We start from the raw sequence: 17,261 nt of genomic DNA on the forward strand, positions 1-17,261 counted from the left end.
CTCCGGCCTGCGGTCGAGGCGGGCACGGTCGTTAGGCTGAACCGTGATGGCTTACCTGGATCATGCCGCGACCACTCCGATGCTCGACGAGGCACTGGAGGCGTACGTCGCGACCGCCCGTGAGGTCGGCAACGCGTCCTCCCTGCACGCGTCCGGTCGGCGTGCCCGGCGGCGGGTCGAGGAGTCGCGGGAACGGGTGGCCGCCGCGCTGGGTGCCCGGCCGTCCGAGGTGATCTTCACCGGGGGCGGTACGGAGAGCGACAACCTCGCGGTCAAGGGCATCTTCTGGGCGCGCCGGGACGCCGACGGTGGGCGGACCCGGGTGGTCTCCAGCGCCGTCGAGCACCACGCGGTGCTCGACGCGGTGGACTGGCTGGGCGCGCACGAGGGCGCCGAGGTGGGCTCCCTGCCGGTCGACGGCACGGGTCGGCTGCACCCCGACGCGCTCCGCGCCGAACTGGCCGCGCACGGCGACCGGGTGGCCCTGGTCACCGCGATGTGGGCGAACAACGAGGTCGGCACCGTCCAGCGGGTCTCCGACCTGGCCGCGGTCGCCGCCGAGTACGGCGTTCCGTTCCACACCGACGCGATCCAGGCGGTCGGCCAGGTGCCGGTCGACTTCGCCGCCAGCGGTGCCGCCGCGCTCACCGTGACCGGTCACAAGCTGGGCGGGCCGGTCGGCATCGGTGCGTTGCTGCTGGGCCGGGACGTCGCCGCGGTGCCGCTGCTGCACGGCGGCGGCCAGGAACGCGACGTGCGTTCCGGCACGCTGGACACCGCCGGCATCGTCGCCTTCGCGGTCGCCGTCGAGGCGGCGGTCAAGGGCCAGCAGGAGTACGCCACCCGGGTCGCCGCACTCCGCGACGACCTGGTCCACCGGGTGCGGCAGGCGGTGCCCGAGGTGGTCTTCAACGGCGACCCGACGGACCGGCTCCCCGGCAACGCGCACTTCTCCTTCCCCGGCTGCGAGGGTGACGCGCTGCTGCTCCTGCTGGACGCCCAGGGCATCGCCTGCTCGACCGGTTCGGCCTGCTCCGCCGGGGTGGCGCAGCCCTCGCACGTGCTGCTCGCGATGGGCGCCGACGACGACCGGGCCCGTTCCTCGCTGCGCTTCTCGCTCGGCCACACCAGCAGCGCCGGGGAGGTCGACGCGCTCATCGCCGCCCTGCCGGCGGCCGTCGACCGGGCCCGGCGGGCGGCGGCGCTGCGGACGCCGCGCTGACGTAGCACGCTCGGCGGTCGGACCGGCTTCGACGCCGGCCCGGCGCGGACGGGGGGAGACCGCCGCCCGGCGGTACGGAGATAGGCTTCGCGGGAAGGGAGCGTGGTCCGGGTGAGGGTGTTGGCGGCGATGTCCGGCGGTGTGGATTCCGCCGTGGCGGCGGCGCGTGCGGTGCAGGCCGGTCACGACGTCACCGGTGTGCACCTGGCGCTGGCCCGCAACCCGCAGACCTATCGCACCGGAGCGCGGGGCTGCTGCACCCTGGAGGACTCCCGGGACGCGCGCCGCGCCGCCGACGTGCTGGGCATCCCGTTCTACGTGTGGGACATGGCCGACCGGTTCCACGAAGACGTGGTCGACGACTTCGTGGCCGAGTACGCCGCCGGGCGTACCCCGAACCCGTGCCTGCGCTGCAACGAGAAGATCAAGTTCGCCGCGGTGCTGGATCGGGCGGTGGCCCTGGGCTTCGACGCCGTGGTCACCGGCCACCACGCCCGACTCGGCCCGGACGGCCTGCTGCGGCGCAGCGTCGACCTCGCCAAGGACCAGTCGTACGTGCTGGCCGTGCTCACCCGCGCGCAGTTGGACCGTTCGATCTTCCCGCTCGGTGACTCGACGAAGGCGCAGGTCCGGCAGGAGGCCGCCGACCGGGGCCTGGCGGTGGCCGACAAGCCCGACTCGCACGACATCTGCTTCATCGCCGACGGCGACACCCGGGGCTTCCTGGCCCAGCGGCTCGGCGAGACGCCCGGCGACGTGGTCGACGCCACCACCGGTGCGGTGGTGGGCACGCACGCCGGCGCGTACGCGTACACCGTGGGTCAGCGGCGCGGGCTGCACCTGGACCGCCCGGCCCCGGACGGGCGACCCCGGTACGTGCTCTCCATCACGCCGACGACCAACACGGTGACCGTCGGGCCGGCCGAGGCGCTGGAGGTGGCCGAGGTGCGTGCCGCCCGCCCGGTCTGGACCGGCGGCCCGCGTCCGGACGCCCCGATCGAGTGCGAGGTGCAGTTGCGGGCGCACGGGCTCGTGGTGCCGGCCGAGGTCACCGTGGACGCCGACACGTTCCGTGCCGACCTGCGGCAGCCGGTCCGGGGGGTCGCCGCCGGTCAGGCGATCGTCGCGTACCGCCCCGACCCGGCCGGCGACATCGTGCTCGGCTCCGCCACGATCACCGACCGACCGGTACCCTTCGGCCGTGAGTGATCAGGTTTGGCCGTGGCCCGCGGGCGCGGCGACCGGCATCGGGTCGCTGCCCGGCACCGACATCGCCGAGGCGCAGCGGATCGTCCTCGGTGAGTTGCCCGCCCTGCCCCACCTGCCGGAGCTGCCGGCCCGTGGCCCGGGCGCGGACATGATCGGGCGCGGCGCGGGCCTGCTGGTCGAGCTGCCGGTCGAGCTCTACGCCGCGCGGTGGCGGGTGGCCCTGCGCCCCGGCCGGGACCTGCGCCGCGCACGGGACCTGATGGAACGCGACCTCGACCAGCTCGCCGAACAGGCCGAGGAGTACGCCGGCCCGATCAAGGTGCAGGCACCCGGTCCGTTCACCCTCGCCGCCTCGGTGGAGCTGCCCATCGGCGGCCGGATGGTGCGCGACCCCGGTGCGGTACGCGACCTGGTCGGCTCGCTCGCCGAGGGGCTGCGCGCGCACGTGGCGGCGGTGGCCCGCCGGGTACCCCGGGCCACCGTCCTGCTCCAGGTGGACGAACCGTCGCTGCCGGCGGTGCTCGCCGGTCGGGTGCCCACCGAGAGCGGCTTCGGCACGTACCGGGCGGTGCAGCCGGAGGACGCGCGGGCGTTGCTGGGCACGGTGGTGGAGGCGGTCGGCGTACCGACCGTGGTGCACTGCTGCGCCCCGGACGTACCGCTGAACCTGATCCGGTCCACCGGCGCGGCCGGCGTCGCCCTCGACCTGGACCTGGTCACCGACCTGGACGCGCTGGGCGAGGCGGTCGACGCCGGGCTGGGCCTCTTCGCCGGTGCCGCGCCGGGCACCGCCCCGGCCGGTCGCGCACCGACCTCGGCCCAGGTCGCCGACCGGGTCCGCACCCTGTGGGACCGGCTCGGCTTCCCGCGTCGCCGGCTCGCCGGGCAGGTGGTGGTCACGCCCGCGTGCGGCCTGGCGGGCGCCACCCCGGCGTACGTCCGCGCGGTCCTGTCCGCCTGCCGCGACGCGGGGCGCCGAATCGTCGAGGAGTGAGGTTTCGGCGCGCTGCGCGGGGGCAGCAAGCCGGGCATGATCGGACGACTGCGTTCCACCGTGATCGATTGCCCCGACCCGCGCGCCCTGGCCGGCTTCTACGCCGAGCTGCTCGGCCTGCCGCTGATCGAGGAGGACTGCGACGGCGACGAGTGGGTGGTGCTGGGTGGACATCCCGGCCACCAACCCCGGATCGCGTTCCAGCAGGCACCCGACCTGCGCCCACCGACCTGGCCCGACCCGGAACGGCCGCAACAGTTCCACCTCGACGTGACCGTGGAGGACATCGAGGTCGCCGAGCGGGCCGCGCTGGCCCTGGGCGCGCGGCGGCTGCCGGGGGATGGCGAGGGCTTCCGGGTCTACGCCGACCCGGCCGGACACCCGTTCTGCCTCTGCTGGGAGAGCTGACCGTCGCGCGTGGGAGATTCGGCCGTCGCGCCGGCCCGCCCGAGCGGGCATGATCACCAGCATGATCAGTCCTGTGCCCGGGTGGGCCGCCGGCTCGCTCCTCGGACTCGCCTACGGTGACGCCCTGGGCAAGCCCACCGAGTTCCTCACGCTGGCCGAGATCGAGCGACGGTACGGCCCGACCGGCCCCCGGGAACTGGTCGGCGACCCGGCGTTGGTCACCGACGACACCCAGATGGCGCTCGCGGTCGGCTGGGCACTGCACGACGCGTCCGCGTACACGCCCGAGGTCGTCGAGCCGTTGCTGCGGCAGCGCTTCCTGGCCTGGGCGGCCAGCCCGGACAACAACCGCGCGCCCGGGATGACCTGCCTGCGGGCCTGCGCCGAGCTGTCCCGAGGACTGCCCTGGCAGCAGGCGACCCAGGCCGGTTCGAAGGGCTGTGGGGCGAACATGCGGGTCACCCCGGTCGGTCTGCTCGACGTCGACCTCGACACCGTCGCCGGACTGGCCCAGCTCCAGGCCGGACTGACGCACGGGCACCCGACCGGCCTGGCGGCCAGCGAACTGACCGCGTACGCGGTGCGGCTGCTGGTCGACGGCGCGGCGCTGGCCGAGCTGCCCGGCCGGCTCACCGTGCGGGCCCACGAGCAGCGCGAGGTCTACCGGGGCGACTGGCTCGGCGACCTCTGGCAACGCCCCGGCGTGCGGACGCCGCAGGAGTTCATCGCCCGGGGGTGGGACGAGTGCCTTCAGGTGCTGGCCCGGCTCGACGCGGCCCTCGCCGGCCCGGACGACGGCGGCGACCCGTGCCGCTGGACCGGTGAGGGCTGGATCGCCGAGGAGGCGTTGGCGACCGCGCTCTACTGCGCCGTCCGGCACGCCGACGACCCGGTGGGCGCGCTGACCCGGGGTGCGCGGACCGCCGGTGACTCCGACTCGATCGCCGCGCTCGCCGGGGCGTTCGTCGGTGCCGCCGTGGGTGCCGCCGCCTGGCCCGCAGACTGGGCAGGTCGCATCGAGTACGCCGACCAACTCGCCGCCCTCGCCGCCGCCTGGCAGCGCTGACCGGCACGAACCGGTGGGGTTCCCGGTGAACTGTCCGACCCGCCGGATACCGTGCCGGGGTGCCCATCACAGGAGGTCGCGGGGTGTCCGAGGAAGCCATCGGCGAGCAGGTCAGCGCGGCGCAGGAGGCGGCGGCCGGTGCCGAGCCGACCCCGCAGGCACGGGAGCGGCACGCCACGCTGAGCCAGGAGCTGACCGAGCACCAGTACCGCTACTACGTGCTCGACGCGCCGACCGTCTCGGACGCCGATTTCGACCGGCTGCTGCGGGAGCTGGAGGCGCTGGAGGAGGAGTTCCCGGCGCTGCGCACCCCGGACTCGCCGACCCAGCGGGTCGGCGGCACCTTCTCCACCGACTTCGCCCCGGTGGCACACGCCGAACGGATGATGTCGCTGGACAACGCGTTCGCCGACGAGGAGCTGGCGGCGTGGGCCGAACGGGTCGAGCGGGACGCCGGCGGTCCGGTGCCCTACCTGTGCGAGCTGAAGGTCGACGGGCTGGCGATCAACCTCACCTACGAGTCGGGTCGGCTGGTGCGGGCGGCGACCCGGGGCGACGGCCGCACCGGTGAGGACGTCACCGCCAACGTGCGCAGCATCCGGGACGTGCCCGGCCGGTTGACCGACTCGGCGGAGTTCGGGCCGGTCCCCGAGCTGATCGAGGTGCGCGGCGAGATCTACTTCCCGGTCGCCGCCTTCGCCGACCTGAACGCGGGCCTGGTCGAGCAGGGCAAGGCGCCGTTCGCCAACCCGCGTAACGCCGCCGCCGGCAGCCTGCGCCAGAAGGACCCACGGATCACCGCGTCCCGGCCGCTGCGCCTGGTGGTGCACGGCATCGGTGCCCGGCGCGGCTTCCAGCCGGCCACCCAGTCCGAGTCGTACTCCGCGCTGCGGGCCTGGGGGCTGCCGACCAGCGACCGCTGGCGGGTGGTGCCCGACCTGGCCGGCGTCCGGGACTACATCGCGCACTACGCCGCGCACCGGCACGACGTGGAGCACGAGATCGACGGCGTGGTGGTCAAGGTCGACCCGGTGCCGATCCAGGGCCGGCTCGGCTCGACCAGCCGGGCGCCCCGCTGGGCGATCGCCTTCAAGTATCCGCCCGAGGAGGTCAACACCACGCTGCTCGACATCGAGGTCGAGGTGGGACGGACGGGTCGGGTCACGCCCCGGGCGCTGCTCCAGCCGGTGAAGGTGGCCGGCTCCACCGTCGCGTACGCGACCCTGCACAACGCCCGCGAGGTGGAGCGCAAGGGGGTGCTGATCGGCGACACGGTGGTGATCCGCAAGGCCGGCGACGTGATCCCCGAGGTGCTCGGCCCGGTGGTCGAGCTGCGTCCGCCCGACGCCCGGGCGTTCGTGATGCCCACAGTCTGCCCGGCCTGTGGCACCCCGCTCGCCCCGGCGAAGGAGGGCGACGTCGACATCCGTTGCCCCAACTCGCGCAGTTGTCCGGCGCAGTTGCGCGAACGGGTCTACCACCTGGCCGGGCGCAAGGTCTTCGACATCGAGGCGCTCGGCTACAAAAGCGCCGCCGCGCTGCTCGACGCGCAGGTCATCACCGACGAGGGCGACCTCTTCTCGCTTGACGCCGAGCAGTTGGCCCGCTCGCCGTTCTTCGTCAACAAGGACGGCAGCCTCGGCAGCAACGCGGTCAAGCTGCTCGACAACCTCGCCGTCGCCAAGGAACGCGAGCTGTGGCGGGTGCTGGTGGCCCTCTCGATCCGGCACGTCGGGCCGACCGCCGCGCAGGCACTCGCGCGGCACTTCCGGTCGGTCGAGGCGATCGACGCCGCGTCCGAGGAGGAACTCTCCTCCGTCGACGGAGTCGGCCCCACCATCGCGGTGAGCATCCGGGAGTGGCTCGCCGTCGACTGGCACCGCGAGGTGATCCGCAAGTGGGCCGACGCGGGCGTCCGGATGGCCGAGGAGGCGCAGGGGGAGGGCCCGCGTCCGCTGGAGGGGGTGACCGTGGTGGTCACCGGGACCCTGTCCGGTCACTCGCGCGACCAGGCCGCCGAGGCGATCCAGTCCCGGGGCGGCAAGGTCAGCGGCTCGGTGTCGAAGAAGACCGGCTTCGTGGTGGTCGGCGACAATCCCGGGTCCAAGGCGGACAAGGCGGCCGGGCTCAAGGTGCCGATCCTCGACGAGGAGGGCTTCCAGGTGCTGCTCGACTCCGGCCCGGAGGCGGCCCGCGCGGTGGCCCGCGTCGAGGAGTGAAGCGGCACTTGCCGATCTTGCGGGGACTCGCCCGGATACCAACTTAATTACGACTACGACCGATTCGTGGCTGTCGTACCTTGTTTCCGGCCGTCGAGGGCGTTTCATGGGGACACGGTGCGTAAACCCACGCGTCGTGTCCTGTAGCGGGAGGTGTGATGGAGCCGCCCGATCCGCGCAACCTCGTCCCGCCCGGGCGCACCGCGCCGTTCTCGGTCTTCGTCGGCCTCGTGCTGGTCGTGGCCGTGCTGCTCTCCGTCGGGCCGATGGTCTCGTTCGCCGGAACGCTGCCCGACCTGCCGGCGGCGTTCTGGACGATGGCCGTGCTCGCCGTCGCCTGCGACGCGCGCCCGTTCCTGCCGCCCGGCCGGCGGCCCTCCTCGTCCGCGGTCTTCCCGTCGACCTGCTTCACCTTCGCCATCCTGCTCGGCTGGGGTCTCGGCCCGGCAGTCGCGGTGCAGGCGGTCGCCGTGCTGGTCTCCGGAGCCCGGATGCGGCACACCCCCTGGCGGGTCGCCTTCAACGCCGGGCAGTACGCCTGCGCGCTGGCCGCCGCGTACGCCGTCACCCGGCTCGGGCCGGGCGGCATCTTCGACGGCGGCCGTCTGGGGTGGACCGACATCGCCGCGATCGGCGGGGCCGGGGTGGCCTGGTTCGTGGTGAACTACGGGCTGGTGACCACGGCCGTCCGACTGCGCTTCGGCGAACGGTGGTGGCCCAACGCCCGCCACGGCCTGCCGTTCGAGCTGCTCTCCACCGGGTCCCTGCTGCTGCTCGCGCCGGTGCTGGTCACCGCCGCGCGGGCCAGTGCCGCCCTGGTGCCGCTGGTCCTGGTGCCGCTGTTCGCCGTCTACCGGATGGCCCGGCTCACCGTGGAACAGCACCAACTCGCCGCCCTCGACCCGCTGACCGGGCTGCCCAACCGAAAGGCGCTGCTCAGCGAGGTCAACGAGCAGGTCCACCGGCACGCCGAGCGCGCCGCACGCGGCGAGCCCGGCGCCCGCCTGGCCCTGCTCCTGATCGACCTGGACCGCTTCAAGAACGTCAACGACGCCCTCGGGCACGCCGTCGGCGACCGGCTGCTGGTCGAGGTGAGCGCCCGGCTGACCGATGTGGTGCCGGCGCCGGACCTGGTGGTCCGCCTCGGCGGCGACGAGTTCGCCATCGTGATGACCGGGGTGGACGACGTCACCGAGGCCCGTGCCCTCGCCGACCAGGTGGTGCGGGTCCTCGCCGAGCCGGTGCCGCTGGACGGGCTGCCGCTGGACGTCGGCGGCTCCATCGGCATCGCCCTGTACCCGGAGCACGGCGAGGACTTCGCCACCCTGATGCGCCACGCCGACGTGGCCATGTACGACGCCAAGCACCGCAACGACACGGTCGCCGTCTACACCGCGGAGTCCGACCACAACTCCGCCGAGCGGTTGGGCCTGCTGGCCGACCTGCGGCGGGTGCTGGACGCGGGCGCGGCGGCCCGTTCCGCCGCCGACACCCCGGGCGAGGCACCCGGGACGCGGGACGGGGACACCACGCCGGTGGTGCGCGGCGGGGACGGCGCGGCGCTGACCGCGAACCCGGTGGTGCGGCAGCGCGGTGCCGGCCGGTGGTTCCGTCGTCGTCACCGGCCGCCGGTGGTCGCCTCCGACGACGAGCTGATCGCCCGGATCGTGACCGGCGCGGACCCGATCCTGCGCCGGACCGCCCGGCCCGTCGACCCGGCGGCGGTCCCCGGCGAGCCGTGGTCCGGACCGGTCGGCGCCCACCGGCCGGGTGACGAGGGCACACCCTTCGCCGGTGCCGCGATCGGCGGTGATCCGGCCGGGGACGCGGGCGAGATCACGATGTACTACCAGCCGCAGGTCGCCATCGCCACCGGCGAGGTGGTCGGGGTCGAGGCGCTGCTGCGGTGGCGGCACCCCCGCCGGGGCATGGTCGACCCGGAGGAACTGATCCGGGTCGCCGAACAGAGTGCGGTGATGCGCCTGCTCACCCGTCGGGTGGTGGACGACGTGGTCGAGCAGTTGGCCAAGTGGTCGGCGGCCGGTCTGGGCCTGCGGGCGGCGCTCAACGTCAGCGTGCGGGACCTGCACACCGGCGAGATCGCCGACCAGATCGCGGACCGGTTGACCCGGTACGGCGTGGCGCCGGAACGGCTGCAACTGGAGATCACCGAGGGTGCGTTGATGGCCGACCCGCGCCGCGTCCTGACCACCATCACCCGCCTGCACCGGATCGGGGTCGGCATCGCACTGGACGACTTCGGCACCGGCTACTCGTCACTGCAACACCTGCGCCGGCTGCCGCTGTCGGAGGTGAAGGTCGACCGGTCCTTCGTCCTCGGGATGACCGAGGACTCCGACGACGCGGCGATCGTCCGGTCGACGATCGAGTTGGGCAAGGCGCTCGGGCTGCGGGTGGTCGCCGAGGGCGTGGAGGACGAGAAGACCTGGCGGATGCTGCACGCGGCCGGGTGCGACGCCGCGCAGGGCTGGTTCTACGCCCGACCGATGCCGGCCGAGGAACTGGTCGCCTGGCTGGGTCGGTACCGACCGGTGCGCCCGCTCGGCGGCCACGACGAGCCGGACGTACCCCGCCGCAGCCCTCGGTGACCCTCGGCCGGGCCGCTGCGACACCGCCGCCCGGACGGGTCCCCGGGTCGGTGGGCCGGACGCCCCGGGGAGCCGGGGACGGCGGGCCGGGCGCGGAACAATAGACTCGCTCCGGTCACCGCGCGTCGCGTCGCACGCCGCGCGGTGGGCGTACGCAGACGCAGGACAGCCACGAAGGGGGCACCGATGGCCGCCATCTCCCGCGAGGAGGTCGCGCACCTGGCGCGACTGTCGCGGCTCGCCGTGACGGAGGAGGAGCTGGACACCTTCGCCGGCCAGCTCGACGTGATCCTCCAGGCGGTCGCCCAGGTGGGCGAGGTCGCCGCCGCCGACATCCCGCCGACCTCGCACTCGGTGCCGTTGACCAACGTGCTCCGCGAGGACGTCGTGACGCCGTGCCTGACCCCCGAGGAGGCGCTGTCCGGCGCGCCCGACGCCGAGGAGCAGCGGTTCCGCGTTCCGCGGATCCTGGACGAGGATGTGGCATCGTGAGCGAGCTGACCAGATTCACCGCCACCGAGATCGCCGGGCTGGTCGCCTCCGGTGAGACCTCGGCGGTCGAGGTGACCCGGGCGCACCTGGACCGGATCGCCGCGGTCGACGACCGGGTGCACGCCTTCCTGCACGTCGACACCGAGGGTGCGCTCGCCGCCGCCCGCGAGGTGGACGCCCGGCGGGCCGCCGGAGCGGAGCTGGGCCCGCTGGCCGGAGTGCCGGTCGCGGTCAAGGACGTGCTCACCACCCGGGGCGTGCCGACCACGGTCGGCTCGAAGATCCTGGAGGGCTGGCGCCCGCCGTACGACTCGACGATCGTGCAGCGGCTGCGCGCCGCCGGCACCGTGATGCTCGGCAAGACCAACATGGACGAGTTCGCCATGGGCTCCTCGACGGAGTACTCGGCGTACGGGCCGACCCGCAACCCGTGGGACACCGGGCGCATCCCGGGCGGCTCCGGCGGGGGCAGCGCGGCGGCACTGGCCGCGTACGAGGCACCGCTGGCGATCGGCTCGGACACCGGCGGCTCGATCCGCCAGCCGGGCGCGGTCACCGGCACCGTCGGCGCGAAGCCGACCTACGGCGGGACCTCCCGGTACGGCCTGGTGGCCTTCTCCTCCTCGCTGGACACGCCCGGCCCGTGCGCGCGTACGGTGCTGGACGCCGCGCTGCTGCACGAGGCGATCGGCGGCCACGACCCGCGTGACTCCACCTCCATCCCGGCCCCGGTGCCGGACGTGGTGGCCGCCGCGAGGCTCGGTGCGACCGGCGACCTGACCGGGGTCCGCCTCGGCATCGTCTCCGAGTTCGTCGGCGAGGGTGCCGAGCCGGGCGTGATGGCCGCCTTCAACGAGGCCGTCGACGCGCTGACGAAGCTGGGCGCGGAGATCGTCGAGGTGTCCTGCCCGAACTTCGCGTACGCGCTGCCGGCCTACTACCTGATCGCCCCGAGCGAGTGCTCCTCCAACCTGGCCCGCTTCGACGGTGTGCGGTTCGGCCTGCGCATCGGCGACGACGGCAACCGGTCGCTGGAGGAGGTCATGTCGCTGACCCGGGAGGCGGGCTTCGGCCCCGAGGTCAAGCGCCGGATCATGCTCGGCACGTACGCGTTGTCGTCGGGCTACTACGACGCGTACTACGGGCAGGCGCAGAAGGTCCGTACGCTGATCACCCGCGACTTCACCGCCGCGTTCGAGCGGGTCGACGCGCTGATCTCGCCGACCACGCCGTTCGTGGCGTTCCCGCTGGGCGCGCGCACCTCCGACCCGTACCAGATGTACCTGGCCGACCTGTACACCATCCCGACCAACCTGTACGGCGGCCCGGGCATCTCGGTGCCGTGCGGTCTCTCCGACGGGCTGCCGGTCGGGTTGCAGGTGATGGCCCCGACGATGGCCGACGACCGGATGTACCGGGTCGCCGCCGCGCTGGAGAGCGCGGTCGGCACCTTCACGCCGCCGACGCTGTGACGCCGTGCGGGGCGGCTCCGGCCGCCCCGCCGGTCCTTTGCCCCCGGTGACACGAGGTCACCGTTCGGACTCATAACGCATGGTGACGTGCGCGGGTTGGATAGAGTCCGAGCCGCTGGCGAAACGCAAGCATGGGCTTCTAGCCGACTGGAACTGCGATGAAGACGCTGCGGCCGATCACGATTGTCTCGGTGCTCACGATGCTGCTGATCGGCGTCGCCGTGCCCGCTGCGGCAGCACCGGTCGTCGCCGATCCGCTGATCGTGGATCCGGCCGCCGTCGATCCGGTGATCGTGGATCCGGCGGTCGTCACCATCGCCGTCACCTCCGACCCGCCGCCGTCCGGGGTGACCGCCCACGAGCCGTACCCGGGTCACACCTTCACCGCCACCGGCGACGAGGAGATCCGGTTCTCGCTGGTCGCCGGCGCGATCCCGCCCGGTCTGGCGCTCTCCTCGGCCGGGACCCTGACCGGTACGCCCACCGTGGCGAGTCGCTTCGCCTTCACCGTCCGGGCCACCGGTTCGCCGAGCGGGGAGTTCGCCGACCACCAGGTCACCGTGGTGGTGGCGCAGCCGGTCGTCACCGTCACCTCACCGGCGCCGGTCTCGCCCTGGTACGTCGGGCAGGTCTACCCGACGCACCGGTTCGTCGTCTCGGGCGGCACCGCCCCGCACACCGTCTCGCTGGGCTCGGGCGCGTTGCCGCCGGGCCTGTCGCTCTCCTCGGCCGGTGTCCTCGCGGGCAGCCCCAGCCAGGCCGGCCGTTACCGGTTGGACCTGCTGGCGACCGACGCGAACGGCTTCCAGGGGCGCCAGGAGGTCACGCTGGTGATCGCCACGCCGGCCGTGGTGGTCACCTCGGCCGCCCCGCCACGCGGCACGGCCGGGCAGGCGTACTCGTTCCGGTTCTCCGCCGACGGCGACTCCGACATCCGGTTCGGGCTGGCCGCCGGGGCGCTGCCCGACGGGCTCGTGCTCGCGGCGGACGGCGTGCTCAGCGGCACCCCGACCGTCGCCGGGAGCTTCGACTTCACGGTCCGCGCCACCGGCACCGCGACCAGCGACACCGAGGAGCTGTCGCTGGTCGTCTACCCCGACCCGACGGCCACCCCGTCGGTCTCGCCGACCCCCACCGAGCAGCCGACCGCGTACCCGACCGCGCCGTCGCAGAGCCCGACGCCGACCGCCGCCGCGCCGTCGCCGTCCCGGACGACCGGGGCCTGGCTGCCGGTCACCGGGGAGAACTCGGCCCTGGTGCTGATGCTCCTCGGTGTCGTGGCGTTCAGCATCGGCGGCATCCTGCTGGTGGTGGCGTACCGCCGTCGGCAGGGGTTCACCGCGGGGTGACGCCCGACCGAGGACAGGTGGGCGGAGCGGCTAGGCTGGGCGGCGTTGTGTCCGGATGCCGGCGCGGGCCGGCTACCGCCCGAAAGCTGGAGTTCTCATGACCACGACGCTGCCCGCGTACGACGAGGTCGTCGCGCGATTCGAGCCGGTGATCGGCCTGGAGACCCACGTCGAGCTGGGCACGAACACGAAGATGTTCTGCGGTTGCCCGACCGACTTCGGCGGCGAGCCGAACACCCGGGTCTGCCCGGTCTGCCTGGGCCTGCCCGGCTCGCTGCCGGTGGCCAACAAGGCGGCCATCGAGGCGACCATTCGGATCGGCCTGGCGCTGAACTGCTCCGTCGCCGAGTGGTGCCGGTTCGCCCGGAAGAACTACTTCTACCCCGACATGCCGAAGAACTTCCAGATCAGCCAGTACGACGAGCCGCTCTGTGTGGACGGCTACCTGGACGTCGAGGTGAACGGCGAGACGGTGCGGATCGGCATCGAGCGGGTGCACCTGGAGGAGGACACCGGCAAGACGCTGCACGTGGGCGGTGCCACCGGCCGGATCCACGGCGCGACCGAGTCGCTCGTCGACTACAACCGGGCCGGCATCCCGCTGGTGGAGATCGTCACCAAGCCGATCCCGGGCACCGGCGCGCTCGCCCCCGAGGTGGCCCGGGCGTACGTCACCGAGCTGCGGGACGTGCTGCGCTCGCTCGGCGTCTCCGACGTGCGGATGGAGGAGGGGTCGCTGCGGTGTGACGTGAACACGTCGCTGAACCTGCCCGGCGAGGAGTGGGGCACCCGCACCGAGACCAAGAACGTCAACTCGCTGCGCTCGGTCGAGCGGGCGGTGCGCTCGGAGATGCTGCGGCAGGCGTCGGTGCTGGACGCGGGCGGGCGGATCACCCAGGAGACCCGGCACTTCCACGAGGACACCGGCGACACCACCCCCGGCCGGTCCAAGGAGACCGCCACCGACTACCGCTACTTCCCCGAGCCGGACCTGGTGCCGCTCGCGCCGGACACCGCCTGGGTGGCCAAGCTGAAGGCGGCCCTGCCGGAGCTGCCCCGGCTGCACCGGCGCCGGCTCCAGGAGGCGTGGGGGCTCTCCGACCTGGACATGCAGTCGGTGCTCAACGCTGGCGCGGTGGAGCTGATCGAGGCCACCATCGCCGCCGGTGCCACCCCGGCCGCCGCCCGCAAGTGGTGGCTGGGCGAGTTGTCCCGGCGGGCCAACGAGACCGGCGTGGAACTGGCCGACGTGGGCGCCACCCCGGCGCAGGTCGCCGAGCTCCAGGCGCTTGTCGACGCCGGCAAGCTCAACGACAAGCTGGCCCGTACGGTGCTGGAGGGCGTGGTCGCGGGCGAGGGTACGCCCACCGAGATCATGACCAACCGGAACCTGGAGGTCGTCTCCGACACCGGCGCGTTGACCGCCGCGGTGGACGAGGCGATCGCCGCCAACCCCGACATCGCCGACAAGGTGCGCAGCGGCAAGGTCGCCGCAGCCGGCGCGCTGGTCGGCGCCGTCATGAAGACCACGCGCGGGCAGGCCGACGCCAAGACCGTCCGCGAGCTGATCCTGGAGCGCCTCGGCGCCTGAGGTGTAAGGAAGGGACCCTTCTTACCGTCTGGTGTATAGGAAGGGTCCCTTCCTTGCATCCGCACCACCACCCCTGTCCCCCCGACCGGGCGTCAACGACGACGTGCCGGACCCCTGGAGTCACCGTGAACCAGCACGACATCGACGTCCTCGACGAGATCCAGCGCCGGGTGCTCTGGCTCGCCACCCGGATCGTGGACGCGGCCAACCACGACCGCAGCACCGGGGACGGGGTGAAGGTCGGCGGACACCAGGCGTCCAGCGCCTCCCTGGTCACCGCGATGACCGCGTTGTGGTTCGCGCATCTCGACGCCGAGGACCGGGTCGCGGTGAAGCCGCACGCCTCACCGGTGTTCCACGCCATCCAGTACCTGCTCGGCAACCTGGACCGGTCGTACCTGACCACGCTGCGGGCCCGGGGTGGACTCCAGTCGTACCCGTCACGGACCAAGGACCCGGACGACGTGGACTTCTCCACCGGCTCGGTGGGCCTCGGCGCCGCCGCGCCGCTGTTCGCCGCGGTGACCCGGCGGTACGTCGACGCGCACTTCGGCGCGCGCCCGCACTCCCGGTTCGTGGCGCTCATCGGTGACGCGGAACTGGACGAGGGCAACATCTGGGAGGCGGTCGCCGACCCGGCCACCACCGGACTCGGCAGTGTCATGTGGGTGGTCGACTTCAACCGGCAGTCGCTGGACCGGGTCGTCCCCGGCGTCCGCATTGACCAGTGGCGCGGCCAGTTCGAGGCGGCCGGTTGGCACGTGGTCGAGGTCAAGTACGGTCGCCGGCTCGCCGAGGCGTACGAGCGGCCGGGCGGGGCGGCACTGCGCGACTGGATCGACAAGATGCCGAACGAGCAGTACCAGTCGCTGTTCGGGCTGACCGGGTCGGCGCTGCGCGAGCAGTTCCTGGACGGGGCGCCCGACGGCATCGCCGCGTTCATCGCCGACATCACCGACGAGGACCTGGGCCCGCTCGTCACCGACCTGGGCGGGCACGACCTGGCGGCGCTGCTCGACGCGTACGCCCAGTGCGACGCGGTGACCGACCGTCCGAGCGTGGTGTTCGCGTACACGGTCAAGGGGTGGGGTCTGCCGATCGCCGGCAATCCGCGCAACCACTCGGCGCTGCTCTCCGGTGAGCAGGTCGACGCGTTGCGGGCCGGGCACGACCTGACCCGGGACACCGAGTGGGACCGCCTCGACCCGGCGTCCCCGGCCGGCATCCGGGCCGGGCAGCGTCGGGAGGCGCTGTCCCGCGCGCCCCGCGAGCGTGCGCTCGGGGTCACCGTCCCGCAGGCCACGAACGTACGCGCCAACAAGCCGATCTCCACCCAGGAGGTCTTCGGACGGGTGCTGGTGGACCTGGCCCGGGATCCGCAGGTCGGGAAGTACCTGGTGACCACGGCGCCGGACGTGGCCACGTCGACCAACCTCGCCGGGTTCATCAACCGGACCGGGGTGTTCGCCCCGACCGCCCAGCGCTCCTGGTCGTCGGAGACGATGCTGCGCTGGACGGAGAGCCCCGAGGGGCAGCACATCGAGCTGGGCATGTCCGAGATGAACCTGTTCCTGCTGCTCGGCCAACTCGGGCTCGCCTGGGACCTGTCCGGCCAACCGTTGCTGCCGGTGGGCACCGTCTACGACCCGTTCGTGCTGCGCGGGTTGGACGCGTTCCTCTACGGCACGTACTCCGGTTCCCGGTTCGTGGTGGCCGGCACCCCGTCCGGCATCACGCTCGCCCCGGAGGGCGGCGCGCACCAGTCGACCATCACCGCCAGCGTGGGGCTGGAGCTGCCCGGCGTGACCTTCGTCGAGCCCGCGTACGCGGTCAGCCTGGACTGGCTGCTCTGCGACGCGCTCGGGCACATCGCGGGTGCGCCACAGCCGGTGCCGACGGCCGCGCCGGCCGAGGACGGCGCGTACTACTTCCGGCTCAGCACCCGCCCGCTGGACCAGGCGCCGTTCGAGGCGGCCCGGGCCCGGCTCGGTGACGCGGTGCTGCGCCGGCAGGTGCTGGCTGGGGCGTACCGGCTGGTCGACGCGCACCAGGCGTACCCGCACCTGACCGACGCGCCGACGGTGCAACTGGCCGCCTCGGGTGCGGTCCTGCCCGAGGTGCTCGCCGCCGCCGCGGAACTGGCCGATGAGGGCGTCGCCGCGCACGTGGTCGACGTGACCAGCCTGGACCGCCTCTACCGCGCCTGGCAGCGCACCCTGCGGCAGGGCGTACGCACCGCCACCGTGCCCAGCGTGCCGGGCGCGCTGCGGTCCGCCTTCGCCGACCGGGTGCCGGTGGTCAGCGTGCACGACGCCGCCTCGCACGCGATGGCGTGGCTCGGCTCGGCGGTGGGTGCGGCGGCGGTGCCGCTCGGCGTGGACGAGTTCGGCCAGTCCGGCAGCGTCGCCGAGCTGTACGAGCTGCACGACCTGCTGCCGGGCAGCATCGTCAACGCCGCCCTGGCCGCTCTCGCCCTGCGCTGACCTCGGCCGGTGCTGCTGGAGCGAGCGGCCCGGATCGACCTCGTGCCGTCAGTTCGGAACCCCGGTCGGTGCCTGTCCCCGTCGCTCCATGCCGGGGGTGGGTGTGTGCGTGCAGAGGTGGCGGTATCGGGTCCGGGCCCTTTCGAG

The 17,261-nt window shown here is 73.6% G+C and carries 12 protein-coding genes; all 12 read left to right on the plus strand.

Annotated features, from left to right (window positions below):
* The first annotated feature begins 46 nt into the window (after positions 1–46).
* The 12 genes from ACFYTT_RS11635 to ACFYTT_RS11690 all read left to right on the plus strand — a co-directional run bounded on the left by ACFYTT_RS11635 (position 47) and on the right by ACFYTT_RS11690 (position 17,114).
* Complete coding sequence (locus ACFYTT_RS11635) at positions 47–1,222, plus strand: cysteine desulfurase family protein (protein ID WP_387258834.1); 1,176 nt, start codon at positions 47–49, stop codon at positions 1,220–1,222.
* 111 nt (positions 1,223–1,333) lie between these two features.
* On the plus strand, positions 1,334–2,431 hold the full coding sequence (gene mnmA, locus ACFYTT_RS11640) for a tRNA 2-thiouridine(34) synthase MnmA (protein ID WP_387258835.1): 1,098 nt from the start codon (positions 1,334–1,336) through the stop codon (positions 2,429–2,431).
* Entirely contained in the window at positions 2,424–3,425 is a 1,002-nt protein-coding gene (locus tag ACFYTT_RS11645; protein WP_387258837.1) for a methionine synthase, read from the plus strand. Before mnmA ends, ACFYTT_RS11645 begins: the two co-directional genes overlap by 8 nt.
* A 36-nt stretch (positions 3,426–3,461) precedes the next feature.
* Complete coding sequence (locus ACFYTT_RS11650) at positions 3,462–3,833, plus strand: VOC family protein (RefSeq protein ID WP_387258838.1); 372 nt, start codon at positions 3,462–3,464, stop codon at positions 3,831–3,833.
* Positions 3,834–3,894: 61 nt separating this feature from the next.
* The gene (locus ACFYTT_RS11655; protein WP_387258840.1) at positions 3,895–4,899 is read left to right on the plus strand and encodes an ADP-ribosylglycohydrolase family protein; all 1,005 of its coding nucleotides are present in this window, start codon (positions 3,895–3,897) and stop codon (positions 4,897–4,899) included.
* An 83-nt stretch (positions 4,900–4,982) separates the two neighbouring features.
* Positions 4,983–7,118 (plus strand): NAD-dependent DNA ligase LigA, encoded by a 2,136-nt coding sequence (ligA, locus tag ACFYTT_RS11660; protein ID WP_387258841.1) that lies wholly within the window; start codon positions 4,983–4,985, stop codon positions 7,116–7,118.
* Between the two features lie 158 nt (positions 7,119–7,276).
* The gene (locus tag ACFYTT_RS11665) at positions 7,277–9,727 is read left to right on the plus strand and encodes a putative bifunctional diguanylate cyclase/phosphodiesterase (RefSeq protein WP_387258843.1); all 2,451 of its coding nucleotides are present in this window, start codon (positions 7,277–7,279) and stop codon (positions 9,725–9,727) included.
* Between the two features lie 186 nt (positions 9,728–9,913).
* Positions 9,914–10,219, plus strand: coding sequence for an Asp-tRNA(Asn)/Glu-tRNA(Gln) amidotransferase subunit GatC (gatC, locus tag ACFYTT_RS11670; protein ID WP_088995614.1), 306 nt, complete (start codon positions 9,914–9,916; stop codon positions 10,217–10,219).
* Positions 10,216–11,691, plus strand: a complete 1,476-nt coding sequence (gatA, locus tag ACFYTT_RS11675) for an Asp-tRNA(Asn)/Glu-tRNA(Gln) amidotransferase subunit GatA (RefSeq protein ID WP_131053692.1) — start codon at positions 10,216–10,218, stop codon at positions 11,689–11,691. Before gatC ends, gatA begins: the two co-directional genes overlap by 4 nt.
* A gap of 158 nt (positions 11,692–11,849) precedes the next feature.
* Entirely contained in the window at positions 11,850–13,040 is a 1,191-nt protein-coding gene (locus tag ACFYTT_RS11680; RefSeq protein WP_387258845.1) for a putative Ig domain-containing protein, read from the plus strand.
* Positions 13,041–13,137: 97 nt separating this feature from the next.
* A complete protein-coding gene (gatB, locus tag ACFYTT_RS11685) occupies positions 13,138–14,631 on the plus strand; it encodes an Asp-tRNA(Asn)/Glu-tRNA(Gln) amidotransferase subunit GatB (protein ID WP_387258847.1) in 1,494 nt (497 codons plus the stop codon).
* A 125-nt stretch (positions 14,632–14,756) separates the two neighbouring features.
* Entirely contained in the window at positions 14,757–17,114 is a 2,358-nt protein-coding gene (locus ACFYTT_RS11690; RefSeq protein WP_387258849.1) for a 1-deoxy-D-xylulose-5-phosphate synthase N-terminal domain-containing protein, read from the plus strand.
* Positions 17,115–17,261 lie beyond the last annotated feature (147 nt).

This window comes from Micromonospora sp. NPDC003816, from assembly GCF_042874705.1.
Classification (GTDB): Bacteria; Actinomycetota; Actinomycetes; order Mycobacteriales; family Micromonosporaceae; genus Micromonospora.

What these genes read in the sequence shown, in the direction of transcription:
- ACFYTT_RS11665 (WP_387258843.1), top strand. Translation starts at nt 7,277, where the DNA reads ATGGAGCCGCCCGATCCGCGCAACCTCGTCCCGCCCGGGCGCACCGCG.
- ACFYTT_RS11650 (WP_387258838.1), top strand. Translation starts at nt 3,462, where the DNA reads ATGATCGGACGACTGCGTTCCACCGTGATCGATTGCCCCGACCCGCGC.
- ACFYTT_RS11680 (WP_387258845.1), top strand. Translation starts at nt 11,850, where the DNA reads ATGAAGACGCTGCGGCCGATCACGATTGTCTCGGTGCTCACGATGCTG.
- ACFYTT_RS11635 (WP_387258834.1), top strand. Translation starts at nt 47, where the DNA reads ATGGCTTACCTGGATCATGCCGCGACCACTCCGATGCTCGACGAGGCA.
- gatC (WP_088995614.1), top strand. Translation starts at nt 9,914, where the DNA reads ATGGCCGCCATCTCCCGCGAGGAGGTCGCGCACCTGGCGCGACTGTCG.
- ACFYTT_RS11655 (WP_387258840.1), top strand. Translation starts at nt 3,895, where the DNA reads ATGATCAGTCCTGTGCCCGGGTGGGCCGCCGGCTCGCTCCTCGGACTC.
- gatB (WP_387258847.1), top strand. Translation starts at nt 13,138, where the DNA reads ATGACCACGACGCTGCCCGCGTACGACGAGGTCGTCGCGCGATTCGAG.